The organism is Bifidobacterium moukalabense DSM 27321 (assembly GCF_000522505.1).
Classification (GTDB): domain Bacteria; phylum Actinomycetota; class Actinomycetes; order Actinomycetales; family Bifidobacteriaceae; genus Bifidobacterium; species Bifidobacterium moukalabense.
This window is the reverse complement of the sequence record NZ_AZMV01000007.1, coordinates 83502-104466: the sequence shown is the minus strand read 5'-3', so window position 1 is coordinate 104466 and position 20965 is coordinate 83502. Positions and strand designations below refer to the sequence as shown.

Sequence of the window (20965 nt, the reverse complement as noted above, 5' to 3'; positions counted from 1 at the left end):
GGGTGCATGCTGGACGCCTTATCGGTCTTGAATCGCACCTATGAAGGCCGACATGCTAGGGGGTGCACAAGGCGCGACTCGCGAACGGCCCTACGCCAACATGGCGCCGGAATGCACCGAATCCAAAGCATCGACCAGTTCGGTGAGCAGATCGTTGCGTCCGCACGCGTCCGTCATCACGGTAAGCACGTACGTGCCGGACGACGAAGCCACGATTCCGCCGTCGTTCAGCGCATACAGGTCGCCTTCGCCGCTGATCCATCCGGCTTTCGTATACACCGTGGTCGAGTCGCCAAGTGCCCGATGAATATTGGAGTTGAGCGAGTCCGTCATATCGCCCGACAACCACTGCAACGCCTCGTCGGAAACATCTGCGGCGCCCGACGTCTGCTGCGCGAACAGGAATCCATAGCCTTGCGTCCACAGCTTCGCCATGTCCCGTGCGCAGGTGGTCACGTAACCGTGACCGGCCATCTGAATGGCAGTGCCGGCCTGCGAGGCCCATGAATCGAAGGCGTCGGTGCCATAGGTGTCGACCAGCCATCTGTAAGCGGTATTGTCTGAGACGGTCAGCACCTGGTCGATGTTCTGCTTCGTCGTCGCATTCTGCGTATCGCCCGCCTGATACACCGCGTTCAGATCGATGGTGCCCGTCGATGCGAGCGCCATGATGAACGGCGCTTTGATTGCGGATGCCGAATAGACTTGCGCGTCCGCATTGTAGGCGATCGCACGGCCGGTATTGATGTCGGCCAGCACGAAGGATGCGGTATACCCTGCGGATTCGAAGTTGGATACCTGCGCTTCGATGGTCAGTTGCGCATCGGTGTCGAGCGTGAAGCCGGAGGTTGAGATCGTTGCGCTGCCGTCGAGTGCGTTGATGCCGTTCATTGCGGACTGCGTTGGATCCGCGGACGTCTCGGAGGATGCATCGGATTGCGGCGTGGAGGAAGCCTTCGCGTCGGAGGAGGCGCTTTTCTTGCCCTCTTCGGCTGTCGTTGCGCCAAAACCCTGCAGATCGGCCACACCGTTGCCGAGCCCGACACCCAGCACGACCGCCACCGTGATGCCGGCTGCAGCTACGACGATGCGCCTACGTACATATGTCCGACCTGTTTTCCACACATGATTCCCGTGGCCGCCGAATCCCATGACACCCCGTTTTCGTACGATTTCTCCGCCGCACGTAACGCTAGGGCCAAAAAAGTTGCCATGGCCTTATGCATACCTTGGATTTTTCTGAAAGCACAGTCACTTTCTGAAGGCACCGCCACGCAGGCAGGCCACCGCACAAGCGCCCTGCAGCTTCTCATGCGAACGACCCCGAACCTCACGTTCGGGGGCCGTTGGAATCCTACGGGCATGGGCAAGCCGCCCCGCAGATGTCCGATTCCGGAGAATCAGGCGTGGGCCAGTGTGCGCATCTGCTCGGGTTCGATGACCTTCTTGTGCTCGCGGCCTTCCTTCGCACCTTCGGCACGTTCGAAGGCGTCGACCTTCTTCCAGCCGGCGAAGTCGATCGGCTTGACGCCACGCTCAGAGAGCAGGCGGTCGATGGATTCCGGATCACGGTCGGCGGCCACGCGCCCACCCTCGGCGGCCTTTGACAGATCCTCAAGCATGTTGGTGACGATCAGCAGCGCGTCGGACTTGGTGGAGCCGATCAGGCCCACCGGGCCACGCTTAGCCCAACCGGTGGCGTACAGGCGCTCACGCACCTCAACGTCCTCGCCGGCTTCGGCGGCCGTGGTGATGCGGCCATCGCCATGGGCATTGGCCAGGTGCGCACGGCGTTCGTCATAGGCAATGCCCGGCGCGGTGGCCGGCTTGTAGCCGATCGCATGGTACACGGCCTGCACCGGGTACTCCTCGAATTCGCCGGTACGGCTCATCCTGCCATCTGCGGAGGTCTCGGTCTTCTCCACGCGGATGCCGACGACCTTGCCGTCCTCGCCCAGCACTTCGACCGGCGCGGAGTTGAAGTGCACATAGTACTTACGATCGGCCGGATTGCCCTCGAAGTCGGTGTCGCCGTCGTCTTCCATGTCTTCAGCCATCTCACGGATGGTGAACAGCTCCTCGACCATCTGGCGGGTGAGCTTATCCTTGCCGGCTTCCTCGATGGTGTCGTCATCCAGATCGAAGTCGTCCTCGTTGATGATCAGCTGCACGCCCGGCAGCTTCTCCATCTCGCGCAGCTCCTGCACGGAGAACTTGGCCTGGGCCACGCCACGGCGGATGAACAGGTGCAGCACCTTGGCCTTGTTGCCCTTGATGCCTTCATACACGTTGTCCGGAATATCGGTGCGTTCCTTCAGATCGTCGGCGTTGCGCATGAGCTCGCGCGCCACGTCCATGGCCACGTTGCCACCGCCGATCACGGCGACTTCCTCGGCTTCGAGCGGCCATTCGCGTGCGCCGGTCGGATAGCCGTCATACCATTCCACGAACTTGGCGGCGCCGTACACGCCGTCAAGGTCGGCGCCCGGCAGTCCGAGCGGCTTGTCTTCCACGGCACCGGTGGCGAACAGCACGGCGTCGTAGCGTTCGAGCAGTTCGTCGAGCGTCACGTCCTTGCCGAATTCCACATCGCAGTACAGGTGGATGTCCGGATTGTCGAGCGTCTTTTCGAGCGCGCTGGCGATGAACTTGATGGAAGGATGATCGGGGGCCACGCCATAACGCACCAGGCCGAACGGCACGGGCAGCTTTTCGAACAGGTCGATGCGGGCCTTGGTGCCCAGTCCCAGTTCGTCGCCGAGCTTGGCCAGCTGGCGCAGGAAGATGTCGGAGGAGTAGACGCCGGCAGGACCGGCGCCGATAACGGCAATACGAAGTTCTTGAGATTCAGTCACGCGCTCCAGCCTAATGCATTCCCTGCATTTGCGACAAGGTCCGATCTACGATTCGCCTATGATCGTGCGCCTGTCGCAGACGGAGTCCGCAGTCCGTCCGCAGGTAGCGGGCGATTCATATAATATGTGCGGCATTCGTGCAGGAATAGCGATGATGCCGGCGCCGCGATTCGTTGCCGTCGGGAACATTGCGACGCTGCGGTCAATCGGATAAGAGAAAAGAACGACAATCATGAGTGATTCCAACACTTCACCTTCCAAGCCGACACAGTCGGCCGTGAAGAAAACGACCGTCAGGCAGGACAAAAGCGACTCCGGGTACGCCAAGGACCTGAAGCCCCGCCATATCCAGATGATCGCCATCGGCGGATCCATCGGCACCGGTCTGTTTCTGGGCGCGGGCGGCCGACTGTCGCAGGGCGGCGCGGGACTGGCGATCGCCTACGCCGTGTGCGGCATCTTCGCGTTCCTGATGGTGCGCGCGTTGGGTGAGCTGGCAATCCGCCGCCCGTCATCCGGCGCATTCGTCTCCTATGCGCGCGAATTCCTCGGCGAGAAGGGCGCGTACGTGACCGGCTGGCTGTTCTTCCTGGACTGGTCCGTGACCGTCATGGCCGACATCACCGCCGTGGCCGTGTACTTCCACTATTGGAAGGCCTTCCAGGGCGTGCCGCAATGGCTGCTGGCACTGATCGCACTGGCGCTGGTGTTCGTGCTGAACATGTTGAGCGTGAAGATGTTCGGCGAAGCGGAATTCTGGTTCGCGGCCATCAAGGTGGCCACCATCGTCGCGTTCATGGTCATCGCCATCTGGGCCATCGTGACGGGCGCTCCGGTGGGCGACACCCATGCCGGCATCGCCAATATCACCGACAACGGCGGCCTGTTCCCGATGGGCATCGCACCGGTGTTCGCCCTGACCTTGGGCGTCGTGTTCGCATTCGGCGGCACCGAAATGGTCGGCGTGGCCGCCGGCGAAGCCAAGGACGCCGAGAAAGTGCTGCCGAAGGCCATCAATTCGATGATCATCCGCATCTTCGTGTTCTACGTGGGTTCCGTGGTGCTCATGGCGCTCGTGCTGCCGTATACCGCCTACTCCTCCAACGAATCGCCGTTCGTCACGTTCTTCTCCGGCATCGGCATTCCGCATGCCGGCGACGTGATTCAGGTCGTGGTCCTGACCGCCGCGCTCTCCTCGCTCAACGCCGGCCTGTATTCCACCGGACGCACCCTGCGTTCGCTGGCCGTGGCCGGATCCGGCCCGAAGTTCGCGGCACGCATGAACAAGCATCATGTGCCGTATGGCGGCATCATCATCACCTCCACGCTGGGACTGGTCGGCGTGGTGCTCAACGCGGTGCTGCCATCCGACGCGTTCGAAATCGTCATGAATCTGGCGGGCATCGGCATCGCCGGCACGTGGTCGGCGATTCTCGTGACGCATCTCGCATTCCTCAAGAAGGCGAAGGCCGGCGAGGAGATGCGGCCGGAATACCGCATGCCGGGCGCGCCGTACACCAACTACATCTCCCTGCTGTTCTTCGCGGTGGTCGTGCTATCGAATCTCACCAGCGAAGCCGGCCGTTGGACGCTCGCCATGTTTGTGGTGGTCGTCATCGCCATGGTGGCGGGTTGGTTCTACGTGCGAGGCCGCATCAACGGCGATCTGATGGACGAGATGCTCGACGATAACGACAACGGCGTGGCCGACGTGCTGGAGACCACGGAAATGCCGGGCAAGTAGTCGCTCACGGCAGCCGGCAGACGGTAAAGTGGGCGGCAGGTCATACGGCCGCCCACTTGGCGAACCAAAATTTCGATGAGGAGGAAGGCAATGCGCATTCACATCACGTACACCGGTGGCACAATCGGCATGATCGACTCGCCGAATGGCCTGATTCCGGGCGCCGACACCCGAGGATGGCTGTTCCGTCTGCTCGAGGATGCGCATATGGACTCCAGCCTGTTTTCGTTCACCGAACTTGACCCGCTGATCGATTCGTCGAATGCGACGCCTGACAATTGGCAGACGATGATCGACGATCTGCACACGCATGCCGACGATGCCGACGCGTTCGTGGTACTGCACGGCACCGATACGATGAGCTATTCCAGCGCAGCCCTGTCGTATGCGCTGACCGGATTCGGCAAGCCGGTGATCTTCACGGGTTCGCAGCATCCGCTCGGCAAGATCGAGTCGGATGCCACCGCCAATGTGACCGGTGCGCTGAATGCGGCCATGAGCGGACGATTCCATGGCGTGGGACTGTTCTTCGGGCATCATCTGTTCGCCGGCAATCGGGTGAACAAGTCGTCAAGCTGGGCGTTCGAAGGATTTTCGGCACCGTCCACCGGACCGTTGGCACGTACCGGCACGCCTTGGCATTGGTATGCGGACGATTCCGCATCGGCCGGATGCGGTTGGGAGTCGCCGAAACCATACGAACGCCATGATGTGGCCGTAATCGACATGGCGCCGGGCATTTCCGCAACACGATTGGAAGCCATGCTCACACCACGACCGGAGGCGGTGCTGCTGCGCGCGTACGGCGTGGGCAATGTGCCGAGTGACGAGCCGGGCCTGACCGATGTGATCGCCAGTGTGCTCGCCGATGGCGTGCCGGTCGTTATCGCATCGCAATGCCAGCAGGCGGAGGTGCTGCTCGGCCACTACGAGACGGGTGACGCGATCGCCCGCGCCGGGGCCATCGGATCGGGCGACATGACGCTGGAAGCCGCATATGCGAAAATCATGTTCCTGCTGTCTCAGGAGGTGACCGGCGCGGACTTCGGCGAGTGGATGGGGCGTTCCATCGCCGGCGAGATCTCGCCCAGTTCGCTATAGGGCATAGGGCTACAGGGCCGTAGGGCCGCATCACTTAATCGTGCGCGGTCTATCATCGCATCCAATCCCTCAATCTTGGAGAGACGCAAGATCGGTCTCTGCCGGCAATAGGCTCATTCCTTATCCAGCAAGGCCGTGAGGGCCCACAGTATGCTCACCACGTCAATGCCCTCCTGCATGAAAGCGCCGACGACCACCGGAATCAGGTTGAACGCGGCGGCGATCATGCCGACGATGGCAAGACCGAGACCCATGAGCACCGCCTGCATCATCACTTTCTTCGTACGGCGGGCGATGGCGATGGCACGCGGCACGGAGGCGATGTCATCGTTCATGATCACGACCTGCGCGGATTCGGAGGCGGCGGTCGACGTGCCGTCGGTCATGGCCATGCCGATGTCGGCGGCCGCGAGCACCGGCGCATCGTTCACACCGTCGCCGACCATCATGGTCACCTGGCGACCCGTGGATTCACCGAGCATGCGTGCCATGACGCCGCTCCGCCACGGCCGGTGCCGTGACGTAGCCTCGGTGGCGTCCTTGACCGCACGCACCTTGTCTTCGGGGAACAGTTCGGCCTGAACGTCGTCAATGCCGACCTCCTTGGCGATAATTCGTGCGGAGGCCGCTTTGTCACCGGTCAGCATGGACAGTGTGTTGACGCCGAGTTCGCGCAGACGGTCCAAAGCATTCTTCGCGTTCTCGCGCGGCACATCACGCAGCACGATGCGCGCAGCCAGCTGCCCATCGAGCGCCACGTACGCGGCCATCTCATCCGGAGCAAGCGGCGCGAACCGTGAACTCACATCCGGCCTGCCTTCCGTTGCCCGTTTGTCCGATTCGGGAGAATCGGACACTAAATTTGCGTTCCGCATGCGCTGAATGTCCGATTCTGGTGAATCAGCCAAATCTTCCGCAATATTCGACCTCTGGATGACCGATTCTCCAGAATCGGACAAACGGACCACCGGGGAGAAGCCGGACTCGCCGGCCGTGGCATAGGCGTAGCGCCCCACACGCACCTTGTGCCCGTTCACCTCACCGGATACGCCTTTGCCGGCGTCCTCCACAATGTTCTTCACCACCGGGTAGTCACGCCCATGCCCCGGCAGATTCCGTTCCGCACACAGCCGCTGCCCTGCCGCATACCGTGCATACAGATCACGCATGGCCCGCTGCCCGGCGGCTGCGATGCCCTTCGACAGAATGTGCACGGAATAGCCCTCCACCACACCGGCCATCATGAGAATGTGGTCGTCATCAAACGGGGACTTCACGTCAAATGGTTTCTCGACGCGCACGACCTGCGGCTGCTTGACCGTCAACGTACCGGTTTTGTCGAAGAAGATATGCGTTACGCGGCCCAGATTTTCAAGTACATCCTGTGCCTTGATGAGGATCCCCGCCTTGGCGAGACGTCCCGTTCCTGCGACATACGCAACCGGCGCCGCAATCAGCAGCGGGCAGGGCGTGGCCAATACCAGCACCTGTGCGAACCGCAGCGGAGTGCCGGCAACCGCCCATGCGACCGCCGCAATCGCAAGCGAAAGAATGGTGAACGGCACCGCAAGCACATCGGCGGTCTTCACGACGGCCGGCCGTGAGTCCTGCGCGGATGAGACGAGTTCCAAGATCTTCTGGTACTGCGAATCGTGCGCAAGCTGCGTGGCACGCATGGTCAGCGTGGTCGAACCGTTGACGGCGCCCGACATGACCCGTGCCCCCGCATAGACTTCGCGCGGCACCGGCTCGCCGTTGATGTTGCTCAGGTCAAGCGTGGCCATGCCTGATAGCAGTTCGCCGTCGACCGGAACCGTCTCACCCGGCAGCACCAGCAGTACGTCGCCCAACCTGACGTCATCCACGGGAATCGTGGTGAAATGCTCGCCGGAGGCATCGTATCCCCGCTTCCCGTCGCTGGCGCCCAGATCCGTTTCACGGGACGTTCCATGAGCATCGTCCATCACAGCGGAATCCCCTGAACCTGGGGCCAAAGGGTCAGCCACTCTCACGGTGCGGAAGCCTTCCTCGGAAACATCCGAGGCATGTTCGGCGCCGGACGTGTGCACATGGCCGCGCATACCCGGCAATCTCACCACATGCGCGGTCCTTGGCGCGGCCTCGATCAGCGCGGTCAGGTTGCCTTCGGCCTTCGATTGCGCGAATTCTTCGATCGCCTCACCGGAGGAGATCATCAGCACCACCGCCCAGGCGGCCCAGTATTCCTGAACGGCGAGCGTCGAGGCGATGGCGACGACGGCCAACAGATCGACGCCGACGTGACCGTGCCGCAAATCGTCGATCATGCCGCGCACGGTGACGATGATCGTGTACAGCACCAACGCAATCACCAGCCACTGCCCGACACCGGGATCGACCGAATCCCAACCGAACAGAACGGCGAACACGGAGCGCACGCCCCACGGACGCCATGTGCCCAGCAGGGCCAGCGGAATGGCGGCAAGAATGGTGATCGGCAGAAGCGGAACCTGCCTGCAAAGATTGATGACTCTACGCATCGAATCTCCTTACGCTCGTATACCAGTCGGGAACCCGTAGGTTCGGGACTCGTGCATTCACGCCTTGTTAACCCATCGGCGGCACTGCCTGAAAGCGGAATGCCTCGATACACGGCGTAAAAAGATTTGCTGAAATATTCAATTATGAGATATTCGATTATCCGACCGTCACAACGGTCTCTGGTCCAAGAGTAACAGGTCTGTAGGGGGATTCGTCCGCACGGCACGCGAAACGGGACCGTGCGATTGCTCACACAGTCCCGTTTCGCTTGGCATCACAAGGCTTTTCCGATGATCATCATGTTCACCTTGGGCCTATTGGGGTGTTGCCACCTGGCTCAGCGGCGTTCGGTTTACCACATGCCGAACGGATCGGTGAATCCGCCACCGTCACCGTCCTGGCTGTCGCCCTGCCCGTTGTTGCCGTTGTTGCCATTGTTCTGCTCGTTCTGCTCCTGCTTGTTGGAGGAGTTGGTGCTGGACTCCTTCTGGTCCAGCGTCACATCGAGATCCATGGTGTGGCCGTCCCGCACGACGGTCAGCGTCACCTTGTCGTTCATGGCGGCGGCACGCACGTAACCGAGCAGCGAGTAGTTGTTGTTCACCGCCTTGCCGTTGAAGGCCACGATGGAGTCGCCCGCCTTCACGCCGGCCTTGGATGCCGGGCCGCCGTCGACCACGGACTGCACCTGGGCGCAGCCGCGGGTCACGCCGTCGGCTTCGACCGTGGAGCTCTTGATGGTGACGCCGAGCGCCACATGCTGCACGGAGCCGTTCTCGATGATCTCATTGGCCACACGCTTGACGAGGTTCGACGGAATCGCGAAGCCGATGCCGATGGAGCCCGCCGTGCTGGAGGAGCTTGCGGTGGAGGCGATGGACGAGTTGATACCGATCACCTGGCCGGCCGCATTGAAGGTCGGGCCACCGGAGTTGCCCGGGTTGATTGCGGCGTCGATCTGCACGGCGTTGGTGACGACGGCGTTGTTGTTGTCATCGGTCACGGTCACCGGGCGGTTGAGCGCGGAGACGATACCGGTGGTGGCGGTGTCGTCATAACCAAGCGGGTTGCCGATGGCCATCACGGCTTCACCAACGGCCAGCTTGTCGGAATTGGCGAATTCCACGGGCTTGAGGTCGCTCGGCGGATTGTCGAGCTTGATGACCGCCAAATCGGTGGTGGTATCGGTGCCGACGACCTGCGCGGAATAGATGGTGCCGTTGGCGAGCGTCACCTGAATCTGCTGCGCGCCGGAAATCACATGGTTGTTGGTGACGATATAGCCCTTGTCGCTGACGATCGCGCCGGAACCCTTGGCGGTGCCCTCGCTGGTCACGGTCTGAATGGAGACCACGGAGTTGGACACTTCCTTGGCTACCGCCGTCCAATCAACGGCCTCGCCGCTCTTGGCCTTGGCCGAGCCGGAACCGGACTGGTTGGAGCTGATGCTGGTCATCGAGCTTGATGTAGGCACCTGCACCCAACCGTTGGTGATGGCCGCGAAACCGATGCCGAGGCACAGCGCTGCGGCGACCAGTGCGGCGACCACGGCCACGATCACGTTGCTGGCCGTCTTCGATCGGTTCTTGACCGCCGGGTTCTGCGGATTGCCCGCATTGCCGAACGGATTGAGCGGATTGCCGTTATTCGGGGTATTCGGCGGAACGTTCGCGCCTCCTTGCGGAGCGGTGAACGGATTGCCGTTGTGCGAACCATGCTGTTCATTCTGCGGCTGCGCATACGGATTGCCGAAGAAAGGACCGTGATTGTTCTGCGGCGGCATCTGCGACGTCTGCGCACTATGCGCAGGCTGGCCGTACTGCGGCTGCGCGGCGTTCGAGCCGTTCGCCGGCTGCGTCGGTCCCGTTCCATAGGCACCGTATTCCGGTGCCGGACGATACTGCGGTTGCGCGGAGGTGCCGGCGGCGGACGCATGGTCCAGGGTGTTTCCCGAATCGGTGGCATTCACTGAAGGCAAGGCGGTGGTCGGCTGCTCGCCGGCGTCATGCATTGCAATCGGTTCGGTCACGGAAGTCTCGGCATTGTCGGTCGCAGTGTCGGCCGGCTGCGTCGGGACGGCCTGTTGCGCATCATTCTGCGGCTGCGCGACATTCTGGTCGCTGTTATCTTCAGCCATTCTTGCTCCTTATTCGTCTCGCGGCATTTCACATGTTCAGCAATCGTGCCGCTCGAACTGCTATCTAAGAGTAAAGATACCCGCTCTGGAAATTTCCTGAATGTTTGTTGAAAGTACCACTCGAATTGATTGGCAATCTTTGCGGACGGCCGCTCCCAGCCTTACAAAACAACCTCATCCCGCTTCTATGCGGCAGATTTTCGCTTCCTGCGCAATCTGTCTTTCGGTCATGAAATTCCTCCATCCGGCGCAATCGGCGCTATCGCCTAAAGTGAAACGCATGACAAGCCTTACCGAACCGAATCTCGTCGAGCATCCGCGCGGAGCCGAACCCGGCAAGCCCGGCGACCGCCGCGCATTCTCCTTCGAACAGACCACACGACTACCCGACGCGGCCGACGGCAAAGGCCGCGGCGGTGCACGCTACGGGCGCACCGGCATCATCCACACCCCGCATGGCGACATCCACACGCCGGCATTCGTACCGGTGGCCACGCAGGCCGCAATGAAGGCCGTGCTGCCGGAGACCATGAAGGATCTGGGCGCGCAATGCTTGCTGTCGAACGCATTTCACCTATATGAGCGGCCAGGCGAGCAGGTGCTTGACGAGGCCGGAGGGCTCGCGAAGTTCATGAACTGGAACGGCCCGACCTTCACCGATTCCGGCGGCTTCCAGGTGCTGTCGCTCGGCGCGGGATTCAAGAAAACCCTCGCCATGGACGTGACCGGCATGAAATCCGATGAGGTGATCGCCGAAGGCAAGGAGCGTCTCGCATTCGTGGACGAGGACGGTGTGACGTTCAAGTCACCGCTCAACGGCTCCCTGCACCGCTTTTCCGCCGAGATCTCCATGGGCATCCAGCACAAGATCGGCGCCGACATCATGTTTGCCTTTGACGAACTGACCACGCTGATGAATACACGCGGATACCAAGAACGTTCCGTGGAGCGCACCTACCGTTGGGCGCAACGTTGCGTAGCCGAGCACCAAAGGCTTACCGAGGAGCGTCTCGGCAAGCCGTATCAGGCACTGTACGGCGTGGTGCAGGGCGCGAATTATGAGGATCTGCGCCGGCATGCGGCCGAGCAGATCGCCTCGCTTGATTTCGATGGCGTCGGCATCGGCGGCGCGATCGAAAAGCGCATCATCGGCGATACCTGCGCATGGATCTGCGACGCGATGCCGGAAAGCAGGCCGCGCCATGTGCTCGGCATCGCCGCGGTCGACGACATCTTCGCCTGCGTGGAGAACGGCGGTGACACCTTCGACTGCGTGGCACCGGCGCGCTGCGGCCGCAATGGCGCGATTTTCACGCGTTCGGGACGCTACAACATCAAACGGGCGCAGTTCAAGCACGATTTCGGGCCGCTCGAGGAGGGTTGCACCTGCTACACCTGCACGCATTACTCGCGCGCCTACGTGGATCATGCCCTGCGCGCCCGCGAATTCAACGGATTCACACTGGCCACGATTCATAACGAGCATTTCTTCGTGAAGCTGCTTGATGACATCCGATCCTCGATCGACGGCGGCTATTTCGACGAGTTCCGCGACGAGACCCTGGCGAAGTTCTACGCGAACGGCTCGAAGGGTTAAGCCGATGAACCTTCGGTTTCCAATCAGGACAATGCGACACGCCGGCATTGGACAAATGCCGATACGGGTGTAAATTAGTCGATTGTCTGCGAGCGTGGCGGAATGGTAGACGCGCTGTCTTCAGGTGGCAGTGAGTGTATGCTCGTGGGGGTTCAACTCCCCCCGCTCGCACGATTCGAAAAGGGCTGGAATCCAACGATTCCAGCCCTTTTGCTTTGCCCTCAAACGTCCGTCTTTGGCGACATTTTGACAACATTTGAAGTCGCCTGCTTCATCCAGCCGAACATAGTGGTCATCCCCGTTCACGCTGGACGATATGAAGCGCCATACGTCGCTGATCAAGTCTTCGAGGTCACCGAGGAAGTTACTCCGGAAATGTCCGATTCGGCAGAATCGGACAAACTCGCTCATCCGACAAACTCACTCTTCGCATGCAGCCTTGTAGTGAATGCCCCAATCCTTCATGGCCTTGATGACCGGCTCGAGACTTAGCCCCGTTTCGGTCAGCGAATACTCCACACGTGGCGGCACCTCAGGATAGACCTCACGGTGCACCAGTCCATCCCGCTCCATCTGCCGTAGATTCGCGGTAAGCACCTTCTGCGAAACATTGCCGACCGAACGGCGCAACTCGCTGAATCGTTTGGTTCCATCAAGCAGATCACGCAGAATCAGCACCTTCCATTTATCGGAAATCATCAACAACGTCGTTTCAACAGGACACGCCGGTAATTCACGTTCCATCTGAAAATCTTTCTTTCTCAAAAATCCAGTGATCGCAATAAAAGTTCCCTGTAGGTAACTACAGAACTAAATTGTGCCTTCTTCCATTATTTTCTGTATGGAAATATGGTACATCATGTAATCGAAAATCGGAAGATTTCCACCGGAAACAACAGTCAGGAATCTTCCCAGCTGATCGGATGGTCGGCGGACGCCTCCCCCTGGATAGGCGCAAACATGAAAGGAATCATCATGAAGATCGCAGTAGTCGCAGCAAACGGCAAAGCCGGCCAGCTCATCGTCAAGGAAGCCGTGAATCGCGGCCATGATGTGACCGCTGTCGTGCGCGGCGAAAACCGAACCACGGCACCGAACGCCATCGTCAAGAATGCATTCGACCTGACCACCGCAGATCTTGCCGGATTCGACGTGGTCGTCGACGCCTTCGGCACCTGGACTCCGGATACGTTGCCGCAGATCGCGCAGGCCGCCGGCCATCTCGCCGATCTGCTTTCCGGTACCGATACCCGCCTGATCGTTGTCGGAGGCGCCGGCAGCCTGTTTGTGAACAAGGAACACACCATGGCCCTCGAGGACACCCCGGAGTTCGTCGACGCCTACAAACCGGTTTCCGCAGCACATGTCGCCGCCCTCAAGCTGCTGCGCAACCGCAACGACGTGAAGTGGACCTACGTCAGCCCGGCCGCCGACTTCCAGGCCGAAGGTGAACGTACCGGCTCCTACGGGCTGGCCGGCGAGGAGTTCACCACCAATGCCGAGGGCAAGAGCTTCATCAGCTATGCCGATTACGCCATCGCCGTGGTGGACGAAGCGGAATCCGGCAAGCATGTCGGCGAGCGCATCTCCGTCTACACCAAGTAGGGCATAACCGTGTAGGGCTCCGCCCTTCCATGCCGATTGGCCGATTCTGGTGAATCGGACATTGGAAGCATGAATCAGATCCTTTGGTCGTCCGATTCGGGAAAAACGGACAACCAAGATACGCATGACACCCCATGGTTGTCCGATTCTCCAGAATCGGACAACCATGACACGAATCGAGGCACGATGAATCAGCGGCAACGACGAACATGGCTTATCAGATATCTGCTCGAGGAGCATCCGGATTACCAGTCGAACGCCGCGATTCCGACAATCCCACGCGATGAGAACGAGCAGCGCCTGCTGCTGCGCACCCTGTTGAACGTGCGCCCTCCCACGCCGATAAGCACGCGGTTCCTGCACATCCAGGACGAGTATCTGCAGACCGAGCTCAAGCATCATACGATTACCGACGCGAATGCGATTCCACCCATGGCGACGGCAGATGCCGACGAATCTTTCGATGGCACCGCCACCGGCAACACAACAAATGGAATCGGCACGCCCGCGAACGCCAACACCACCGCGAACGCCACCGGCAACAAAAGTCACACCACGACCCTTGCCGTCTGGCAGGGCGACATCACCACCCTACGCTGCGATGCGATCGTCAATGCGGCGAACAGTGGACTGACCGGCTGTTATGCGCCGAATCATCGTTGCATCGACAATGCGATTCATTCGGCGGCCGGCGTGCAGCTGCGGCTGGCCTGCGCGGAACTCATGGATCGACAGCGGCGGCCGGAACCTGTCGGACAGGCGAAAATCACACCGGCCTTTAACCTGCCGTCGCAATATGTGCTACACACCGTCGGTCCGATGATTCCCTCCGGCAATCCGACAGCCGAGGAGCAGGCGCAACTTGCCGACTGTTATCGTGCCTGCCTTCGGTTGGCGGCGGCGAATCGTCTCGAATCCATTGCGTTCTGCTGCATATCGACGGGGGAATTCCGTTTCCCGGCCGAACTGGCGGCACGGATCGCAGTGCGTACGGTGCGCGAGTTCCTTCACACCGGCGGCAATGACACCATCAGCCCGATTTCCATCAGAAAGGTGATTTTCGATGTCTTCTCCGATCGCGACCGGCAACTCTATGAACGCATACTCGCCGAATAAGCCCGAAAACGGCCGCCCGAGCAACGAAGTCACCGCTCTCGCGCAGGCATGGAAGGCGGCCGACTGCATTCTCATCGGTGCCGGATCGGGCCTGTCCACATCGGCCGGCTACACATATTCCGGCGAACGATTCGACTGCCTGTTCGCCGATTTCAAGGCACGCTACGGCATCACCGACATGTATTCCGGCGGATTCCATCCCTTCGGCACACTTGAGGAATACTGGGCCTGGTGGAGCCGCGAAATTTACTACAACCGCTATATTCCCGCGCCCAAGCCGGTGCATGAGCGTCTGCTCGATATGCTTCGCAGATTCGGCGATGCGGCCGCCGCCAAGGACTACTTCGTATTAACCACCAATGTCGATCACTGCTTCCAGCATGCCGGCTTCGATAAATCCCGCCTCTTCTACACGCAGGGCGACTACGGACTGTGGCAATGTTCCCTGCCGTGCAGCCAGATCACCTACGACAACGAGGAGACGGTGCGCAGGATGCTGGCGGAGCAGTCGGATATGCGCATTCCCAGCGAGCTGATTCCGCATTGCCCGCGATGCGGCCGTCCGATGACGATGAACCTGCGGGCCGATGGCACGTTTGTCGAGGATGCCGGCTGGCATGATGCGGCCCGCCGCTACAGCGATTATGTCACGAAGCGCAAGGATTCGCGGATTCTGCTGTTAGAACTGGGCGTTGGCGGCAATACGCCGGGAATCATCAAATACCCGTTCTGGCAATTGACGGACGGCAATCCGCAGGCCACGTACGCTTGCCTGAATCTGGGCGAAGCCGTGGCACCCCGGCAGATTCATGATCGGTCCATCTGCATCAACGCCGATATCGATGCCACGCTGACCGACTTGGCTGAGACCCTTCACTCGCCCTTTGTCGACTGATTCACCAGAATCGGACATCTGTGAAGGTGCTTTCGCACTCTGTTTGTCCGATTCACCAGAATCGGACAAACGGAAGGACGCGAGGGGCTACCGCACCAAAAACACCATGAGGATGATCAGCACCAGGCCGACCAGATCGGTGGGCGAGAACACCGTGCCGGTCCACAGCACGGCGGTGATCGTGGCCACCACCGGCTCTACGGTGCCGATGAGAATGCCACGCATCGAACCGATGATCGCGACACCGCCCATGTACAGGCCGCAGGCGGCAAATGTGCCGACCACCACCAGAAAGCCCAGCATCAGCCAGCCACGCGCATCCAACTGCGGCATGTGGGCCCACGGCTGCACGAACGGCATCAGCACGAATCCGGAAATCAGAAAAGCCACGCCATTCACCGAAAAAGCGCCCCAACGCGCAATCAGCGCAAGCGGGATGATCGCCATCGCCGCATTGCCGAGCGCATTGGCCAGTCCCCAAGCCAAGCCGGGCAACGGCAGGGAGATCGACGATAGATTGCCTCCGGTGGCGATCAGCACGGTGCCGATTACCGCGAGCACCACGCCGATCGCCTCGATGACGGTCGGCAACCGCCTGCCATGCACGCATACGTACAGCAGCACGAACAGCAGGCTCAAGCTTTGCAGTACGGTTGCGGTGCCGGCATTCGTCCAGTGGATCGCCTGCAGATAGCCCACTTGGATCACCAGCACGCTCGACAGCGCCACGATGACCAGCTTCGGATAGTTCCTGCGTTCGCGCAGCATACCGGTAAGCAGTTTCGGTGTGGTGATGCCCGCACAGGCGAGAAACAGCAGGCCGGCCGCGATTTCACGCACGCACGCCACCCACATGGGATCGACGCTGTATGAATCCATGAGCATCTTCGACACGGTGCCGTTGACGCCCCATAGCACGGCTCCGGTTACGGTCATGATCGTACCGACGACCAGTTTCCGAGGGGTCAGCTCGAAGGTTCGTCCAGACATAAGCCACTCCCATCTTCGAAACATTCCGGCCCGATTCTACCGCGCTGTCTGCTGGACCAAGCGATGAAACGTGACCATACTAGGATGAAGGTCTCCCCCTCCGACAATGTTCTCGAAAGGCATGGTATGACTTACGATTTCACATCCATCATGGATCGCCACGGCAAGGATTCGATTGCGGTCGACGGGCTGGGCCAGCCCGGTTTCGCACCGGAACCTCCGAAAGAAGGGTTCGACGTGATTCCGATGTGGATCGCCGACATGAACTTCCCTACCGTACCGACCATCCCGAAGGCGATCATCGAACGTGCCAAGCATCCGGCATACGGCTATTTCAGTCCGACCGACGAATACTACGATTCAATCATCCGCTGGCAGTCCACGCGCAACGGCGTGACGGGGCTGACCCGCGAGGCCATCGGCTATGAGAACGGCGTGCTGGGAGGCGTGATCTCCGCAATCACCTCCTTCGCTGCGCCGGGTGATGCGGTTCTGCTGCACAGCCCGACCTACATCGGTTTCACAATGAGCATAGAGAACAACGGCTACCGCATCGTGCACAGCCCGCTCAAACGCGACGAAGACGGCATCTGGCGCATGGACTTCGACGACATGGACCGCAAAATCAAGGAGAACAACATCCATGTCGCCGTGTTCTGCAGCCCGCACAACCCGTGCGGCCGTGTGTGGGAACGATGGGAGATCGAGCAGGCAATGGAGGTCTACCGTCGCAACGACTGCCTGATCATTTCCGATGAAATCTGGTCCGACCTGACGCTCGCCGACCACAGGCACATCCCGACGCAATCGGTCAGCGACGACGCACGCAACCGCACCGTGGCTTTCTATGCGCCGAGCAAGACCTTCAATCTGGCGGGACTGATCGGCAGCTATCACATCATCTACAACCAGTATCTGCGCGACCGCATCGGCGCGAAGAGTTCAAAGTCGTACTACAACGAGATGAACGTGCTGTCGATGCACGCGCTGATCGGTGCGTACCAGCCCGAAGGCCATGCGTGGCTTGACGAGTTGCGCGGCGTACTGACCGGCAACGTGGATTATGCGTGCGATTTCATCGCCGATCATTTCAAGGGGGTCTCGTGCACCAAGCCGGAGGGCACGTACATGCTGTTCCTCGATTGCTCCGAATGGTGCCAGGCGCACGGCGTTTCGTTGCAGGAACTCGAAAAGCGCGGCTGGGACGTGGGCGTGTGCTGGCAGGATGGCGCGAGGTTCAATCAGCCATACTCGATTCGCGTGAATCTCGCGTTGCCGTTGAGCCGGGTCAAGGAGGCGTTCGAGCGACTCGACCGATACGTGTTCAACGCCTGAAGGCCCCGATGTTCGGCATAATGCAAGTGGCGCGGATTGCGGAAAACTCCATATCGGGGGCTTCCGCGATCCGCGCCACTGTCTGTCGGGTATGGCATGTCAGATGTGGTGATTCACCTCAGGCACCACACCGGTATGCCGCACGTTCAGCCGCGTCGGCGTAGCACCAGCATCACTCCGCCGGCAAGCGCCAGCACGGCCACGGCCAGAACCATGCCCCATACGTTGGAGCCGGTGCTGGCAATGGTGTTGGCGACGTTTGCCGCGGACTTTGCGGCGCTCTGCGTGGTCTGGCCAGCGGTCTTGGCGGACTCGGACGGCTTGGCGGACTCGGACGGCTTGGCGGTGGACTCAGCGGACTCGGTCCGGTCGGCAGGCTTGGTCTGGTCGCTGGGCTTGGCCTGGTCGGCAGGCTTGGTGGTGGACTCGGACGGCTTGGCCGGCTGAGAAGCGCCCGGCGTACCATCCTTGATCTCAACCGTGAAGCGTGCGCGGGCACCGCGGTTGAAGAACACCACCACGGAACCGGTGCTGCCGGTCTCCTTGGCATTCAGGAACGCACTGGTCAAGGTGATGCCGGAACCGTCTTCGTTCACCACGTAGTCTTCGCCGGCCTTGAGCGATGCATAGTCGTACTGCACATCCTCCACGGTGTTGCCGTTGAACGTGATGCCGACGCTCAGGCCCTGCTGGTTGGCTGCTTTGGCCTGCGTGTCGTACTTGTCGTACGTGTAGGCGTCTCCGTCTGCCAGTTCGGCGTTCACCGCGTCGCCCTTGCCGTCATCCAATTTCCAGATCTGAGTGCCATGGTAGGGGTTCGCGGTGCCGATGCTCAGGCCGGAGTTGGTGACCGCGAATACACGCAGTCCGTGGTTGTTGTTGTCCCCGAAGCCGTTACGCGTGATGGTCTGGAAGTTCAGGCCATCGGATGTCACGACGAGATCGCAGCCGCGCTTGTCGCTGGTGGCGTAATGCAGATAGTTGCACACGCCCACGAAATAGGTGAAGTTGTCGACGTTGTCCTGCGTGAGCCACTTGTCGAGCTCGGCGGTGATGGATTCCGGCAGGTACTGCTTGTTGCTGTTGTAGAGCGCAAGCAGCTTGTTCAGCCAGCGCTGGAACTGGAAGCGGTCGTCGAGGGTGTAGTCGTCGGACTGCGCCGAGGCCTCATCGATGTCCACATCGGTCTGCTTGGATTCCAGATCGTTGCGCATGTTGTCCAGCAGCTTGCGCATTTCGGTCAGATTGGCGATCACCTCGGACGTCTTGCCTTCCGATGCGATGTTGTCGGCCATACGCTGCTCGTCGGCGGCATTGTCCTGCGACTGCGCCGCCGCGCCGTCTTCCGCATCATCGCCTGCCGTCGCGTCCGCATCGCCGTCGACGTTGCCGTCTTCCGGCTTGGTCGCCTCAAGCGAGGAGGATTCCGCAGTGGTGGAGGAACCATTCCCGTCGGCTTTGAGCAGCTTGAGGAATTCCTTGATGTACTCGATCTGCTTCTTCCACTGTTCCGGCGTGCGCTTGAGCACGTCACCGTTGGCGAATTGCGTGACCGGGTAGGCCAGATCGCTGATGTCGAAGGTTCCGGCGTACATTTTGCCGTCGTACGCCTGCATGCGCCACACATACTGGTTGAGATGGCGGCTCATGTCGCTGTCGGAGCCCAGGCCGGCGCGCATGGTCTCGCCGTCGATGGTGCCGACCGGCTCGCCGAAGTACTTGTTGTTGCTTTCGCCCGCTACAAGCTCGAAGTTCTCGTCGGCGTCCATACGCCACAGGTTGACGGGGCTGGACAGGTCATCGTACAGGCTTTCGAAGTTGAATTCGAGCGCGTCCGGCAATGCCACCATCGGATCGTTGTAGCCGCCGATGTACAGATGGTCCTTGTATACCACCAGATTGGCCGCGCCGGAGCGATCCGCCCCGAAGCCGTATTCATAGTGCGCGCCGTCTTTCGGATCGCCGACCAGCGGAGTGTACGTCCAGCTTTCGTCGGCGTTCTGTTCGCCACGGAACAGTGCGAAGGACTGTTTGTTGCTGCCCTTGCCGGTGACTACGGTGATATACAGCTTGCCGTTGAACGCGACCATATCCCAGATCGCACCGCCGAAAATATTGTCGGTGTAGTGGTATGCCGGATAGTCCAGCAGATCCTGCTGCGTTGCGATGGTGGTGAACGAGTCGGCTCCTGCGGACGGATTCGAGGAAGACACGATGTAGGCGCCTTCCGTGCCGATCATGCTGGCGATCAGTTGGCCGTTCAGTACGGCCAGACCGCGGATGCCGACGGAGATTCCCGAGGCGACGCCGGTGGCCTGGTAGACGATCTGGGTCTTGTCGGTGGTCGGATCGACCTCCAGCAGGTATGGGCTGCCTTGCGCGGCGGCCGCGAAGTACAGCTTGTCATGGAATTCGATGGCCGCGCGGTAGCCGTTCACATTGAGGTCGGCGCCGGTGGCCTTCTGAATCGGATCGACGACGATTTTGACCTTGCCGGTCTTCGTGTTGATCTTCAACAGCAGGCTGTGGTTCTCGCCGTTGTCGAGGAACATCTCGCCGTTGAACGCCACATCGAGCGCGGCCTTGAGCTTCTTGTAGGTGGTTCCCATGGTATTGGCCATGAGTTTGAGGGTGCTTCCCATCGCGGAATAGCAGGTGCCCACATACATCCAATCCCCGTATCCGACGGAGGCCCAGGAGTAGTTTTGTCCGCGATCGGCATCGCCGTCGGCAACGGTCGAGGTGCCATTGGCGTCCACATTGACAATGCCATCGTTCTCACCGAGGTCGGCGTTCGGATGCGAGATCTTTGTCGCAGTGTAACCGGCCCCTTGATTCACCGTCAATCCGGGGGTCTCTGTCGCGGAGGTAACACCGACCGGCAGCAGCATCGAACACGCTGCAACGGCCGCAATCGCGGCTCTGCGAATCTTGACATGCATTGGTTTCATGAATTCTCTCTCTTCGCTCGAAGGGGGGTTCGAAGTGACGCACTCATGCTCTGCGCCACCCCTAAACTACCGAAAATAGAAGACAGAAAATCCCCCGATTGTCACCTCTGAAAAATACA

The 20965-nt window shown here is 60.6% G+C and carries 14 protein-coding genes and 1 tRNA gene; 8 read left to right on the top strand and 7 right to left on the bottom strand.

Features of this window, described 5'->3' with window-relative positions; all coding sequences use genetic code 11:
- Positions 1 to 90: 90 nt before the first annotated feature.
- Together BMOU_RS06780 and BMOU_RS06775 are read right to left on the bottom strand one after the other, a co-directional pair.
- The gene (locus BMOU_RS06780) at positions 91 to 1152 is read right to left on the bottom strand and encodes a serine hydrolase (protein WP_051428933.1); all 1062 of its coding nucleotides are present in this window, start codon (positions 1150 to 1152) and stop codon (positions 91 to 93) included.
- Positions 1153 to 1400: 248 nt separating this feature from the next.
- On the bottom strand, positions 1401 to 2855 hold the full coding sequence (locus BMOU_RS06775; protein ID WP_034876116.1) for an FAD-dependent oxidoreductase: 1455 nt from the start codon (positions 2853 to 2855) through the stop codon (positions 1401 to 1403).
- A gap of 232 nt (positions 2856 to 3087) precedes the next feature.
- On the opposite strand from BMOU_RS06775, the gene BMOU_RS06770 reads away from it, so the two are divergent.
- Entirely contained in the window at positions 3088 to 4599 is a 1512-nt protein-coding gene (locus tag BMOU_RS06770; RefSeq protein ID WP_200864829.1) for an amino acid permease, read from the top strand.
- Positions 4600 to 4689: 90 nt separating this feature from the next.
- Positions 4690 to 5700, top strand: coding sequence for an asparaginase (locus BMOU_RS06765; protein WP_034876114.1), 1011 nt, complete (start codon positions 4690 to 4692; stop codon positions 5698 to 5700).
- A 113-nt stretch (positions 5701 to 5813) separates the two neighbouring features.
- Here BMOU_RS06765 and BMOU_RS06760 read toward each other — a convergent pair whose 3' ends face one another.
- Together BMOU_RS06760 and BMOU_RS06755 are read right to left on the bottom strand one after the other, a co-directional pair.
- A complete protein-coding gene (locus tag BMOU_RS06760) occupies positions 5814 to 8219 on the bottom strand; it encodes a heavy metal translocating P-type ATPase (RefSeq protein ID WP_034876112.1) in 2406 nt (801 codons plus the stop codon).
- A gap of 353 nt (positions 8220 to 8572) precedes the next feature.
- The gene (locus tag BMOU_RS06755) at positions 8573 to 10357 is read right to left on the bottom strand and encodes a trypsin-like peptidase domain-containing protein (protein WP_034876110.1); all 1785 of its coding nucleotides are present in this window, start codon (positions 10355 to 10357) and stop codon (positions 8573 to 8575) included.
- A 280-nt stretch (positions 10358 to 10637) separates the two neighbouring features.
- On the opposite strand from BMOU_RS06755, the gene tgt reads away from it, so the two are divergent.
- Both tgt and BMOU_RS06745 read left to right on the top strand, forming a co-directional pair.
- On the top strand, positions 10638 to 11954 hold the full coding sequence (gene tgt, locus BMOU_RS06750) for a tRNA guanosine(34) transglycosylase Tgt (RefSeq protein ID WP_034876107.1): 1317 nt from the start codon (positions 10638 to 10640) through the stop codon (positions 11952 to 11954).
- Between the two features lie 88 nt (positions 11955 to 12042).
- A tRNA-Leu gene (locus BMOU_RS06745) sits at positions 12043 to 12125 on the top strand.
- A 249-nt stretch (positions 12126 to 12374) separates the two neighbouring features.
- Here BMOU_RS06745 and BMOU_RS06740 read toward each other — a convergent pair.
- Positions 12375 to 12698 carry a winged helix-turn-helix transcriptional regulator gene (locus BMOU_RS06740; protein ID WP_034876105.1) on the bottom strand — a complete coding sequence of 108 codons (324 nt, stop codon included), beginning with the start codon at positions 12696 to 12698 and terminating at the stop codon, positions 12375 to 12377.
- A 231-nt stretch (positions 12699 to 12929) separates the two neighbouring features.
- Here BMOU_RS06740 and BMOU_RS06735 point away from each other — a divergent pair, with 231 nt between their 5' ends.
- From BMOU_RS06735 to BMOU_RS06725, 3 genes are all read left to right on the top strand, one after another.
- The gene (locus BMOU_RS06735) at positions 12930 to 13559 is read left to right on the top strand and encodes an NAD(P)-dependent oxidoreductase (protein WP_034877366.1); all 630 of its coding nucleotides are present in this window, start codon (positions 12930 to 12932) and stop codon (positions 13557 to 13559) included.
- Between the two features lie 186 nt (positions 13560 to 13745).
- The gene (locus BMOU_RS06730) at positions 13746 to 14675 is read left to right on the top strand and encodes a protein-ADP-ribose hydrolase (RefSeq protein ID WP_034877364.1); all 930 of its coding nucleotides are present in this window, start codon (positions 13746 to 13748) and stop codon (positions 14673 to 14675) included.
- A complete protein-coding gene (locus BMOU_RS06725) occupies positions 14623 to 15570 on the top strand; it encodes an SIR2 family NAD-dependent protein deacylase (RefSeq protein WP_200864828.1) in 948 nt (315 codons plus the stop codon). The genes BMOU_RS06730 and BMOU_RS06725 overlap by 53 nt, the downstream gene beginning before the upstream one ends.
- A gap of 87 nt (positions 15571 to 15657) precedes the next feature.
- Here BMOU_RS06725 and BMOU_RS06720 read toward each other — a convergent pair whose 3' ends face one another.
- Positions 15658 to 16560: a DMT family transporter gene (locus tag BMOU_RS06720; protein ID WP_034876103.1), complete on the bottom strand. Its 903-nt coding sequence runs from the start codon at positions 16558 to 16560 to the stop codon at positions 15658 to 15660.
- Between the two features lie 126 nt (positions 16561 to 16686).
- Here BMOU_RS06720 and BMOU_RS06715 point away from each other — a divergent pair, with 126 nt between their 5' ends.
- Positions 16687 to 17895: a MalY/PatB family protein gene (locus BMOU_RS06715; RefSeq protein ID WP_034876101.1), complete on the top strand. Its 1209-nt coding sequence runs from the start codon at positions 16687 to 16689 to the stop codon at positions 17893 to 17895.
- A 146-nt stretch (positions 17896 to 18041) separates the two neighbouring features.
- Here BMOU_RS06715 and BMOU_RS06710 read toward each other — a convergent pair whose 3' ends face one another.
- On the bottom strand, positions 18042 to 20837 hold the full coding sequence (locus BMOU_RS06710) for a X2-like carbohydrate binding domain-containing protein (protein WP_235143739.1): 2796 nt from the start codon (positions 20835 to 20837) through the stop codon (positions 18042 to 18044).
- Positions 20838 to 20965: the final 128 nt, after the last annotated feature.

Excerpts from the sequence above, each read along its gene's own strand:
- BMOU_RS06710 (WP_235143739.1), bottom strand. The coding sequence starts at position 20,837 with ATGCATGTCAAGATTCGCAGAGCCGCGATTGCGGCCGTTGCAGCGTGT.
- BMOU_RS06735 (WP_034877366.1), top strand. The coding sequence starts at position 12,930 with ATGAAGATCGCAGTAGTCGCAGCAAACGGCAAAGCCGGCCAGCTCATC.
- BMOU_RS06760 (WP_034876112.1), bottom strand. The coding sequence starts at position 8,219 with ATGCGTAGAGTCATCAATCTTTGCAGGCAGGTTCCGCTTCTGCCGATC.
- tgt (WP_034876107.1), top strand. The coding sequence starts at position 10,638 with ATGACAAGCCTTACCGAACCGAATCTCGTCGAGCATCCGCGCGGAGCC.
- BMOU_RS06730 (WP_034877364.1), top strand. The coding sequence starts at position 13,746 with ATGAATCAGCGGCAACGACGAACATGGCTTATCAGATATCTGCTCGAG.
- BMOU_RS06720 (WP_034876103.1), bottom strand. The coding sequence starts at position 16,560 with ATGTCTGGACGAACCTTCGAGCTGACCCCTCGGAAACTGGTCGTCGGT.
- BMOU_RS06725 (WP_200864828.1), top strand. The coding sequence starts at position 14,623 with ATGTCTTCTCCGATCGCGACCGGCAACTCTATGAACGCATACTCGCCG.
- BMOU_RS06770 (WP_200864829.1), top strand. The coding sequence starts at position 3,088 with ATGAGTGATTCCAACACTTCACCTTCCAAGCCGACACAGTCGGCCGTG.
- BMOU_RS06740 (WP_034876105.1), bottom strand. The coding sequence starts at position 12,698 with ATGGAACGTGAATTACCGGCGTGTCCTGTTGAAACGACGTTGTTGATG.
- BMOU_RS06715 (WP_034876101.1), top strand. The coding sequence starts at position 16,687 with ATGACTTACGATTTCACATCCATCATGGATCGCCACGGCAAGGATTCG.
- BMOU_RS06765 (WP_034876114.1), top strand. The coding sequence starts at position 4,690 with ATGCGCATTCACATCACGTACACCGGTGGCACAATCGGCATGATCGAC.
- BMOU_RS06780 (WP_051428933.1), bottom strand. The coding sequence starts at position 1,152 with ATGGGATTCGGCGGCCACGGGAATCATGTGTGGAAAACAGGTCGGACA.
- BMOU_RS06755 (WP_034876110.1), bottom strand. The coding sequence starts at position 10,357 with ATGGCTGAAGATAACAGCGACCAGAATGTCGCGCAGCCGCAGAATGAT.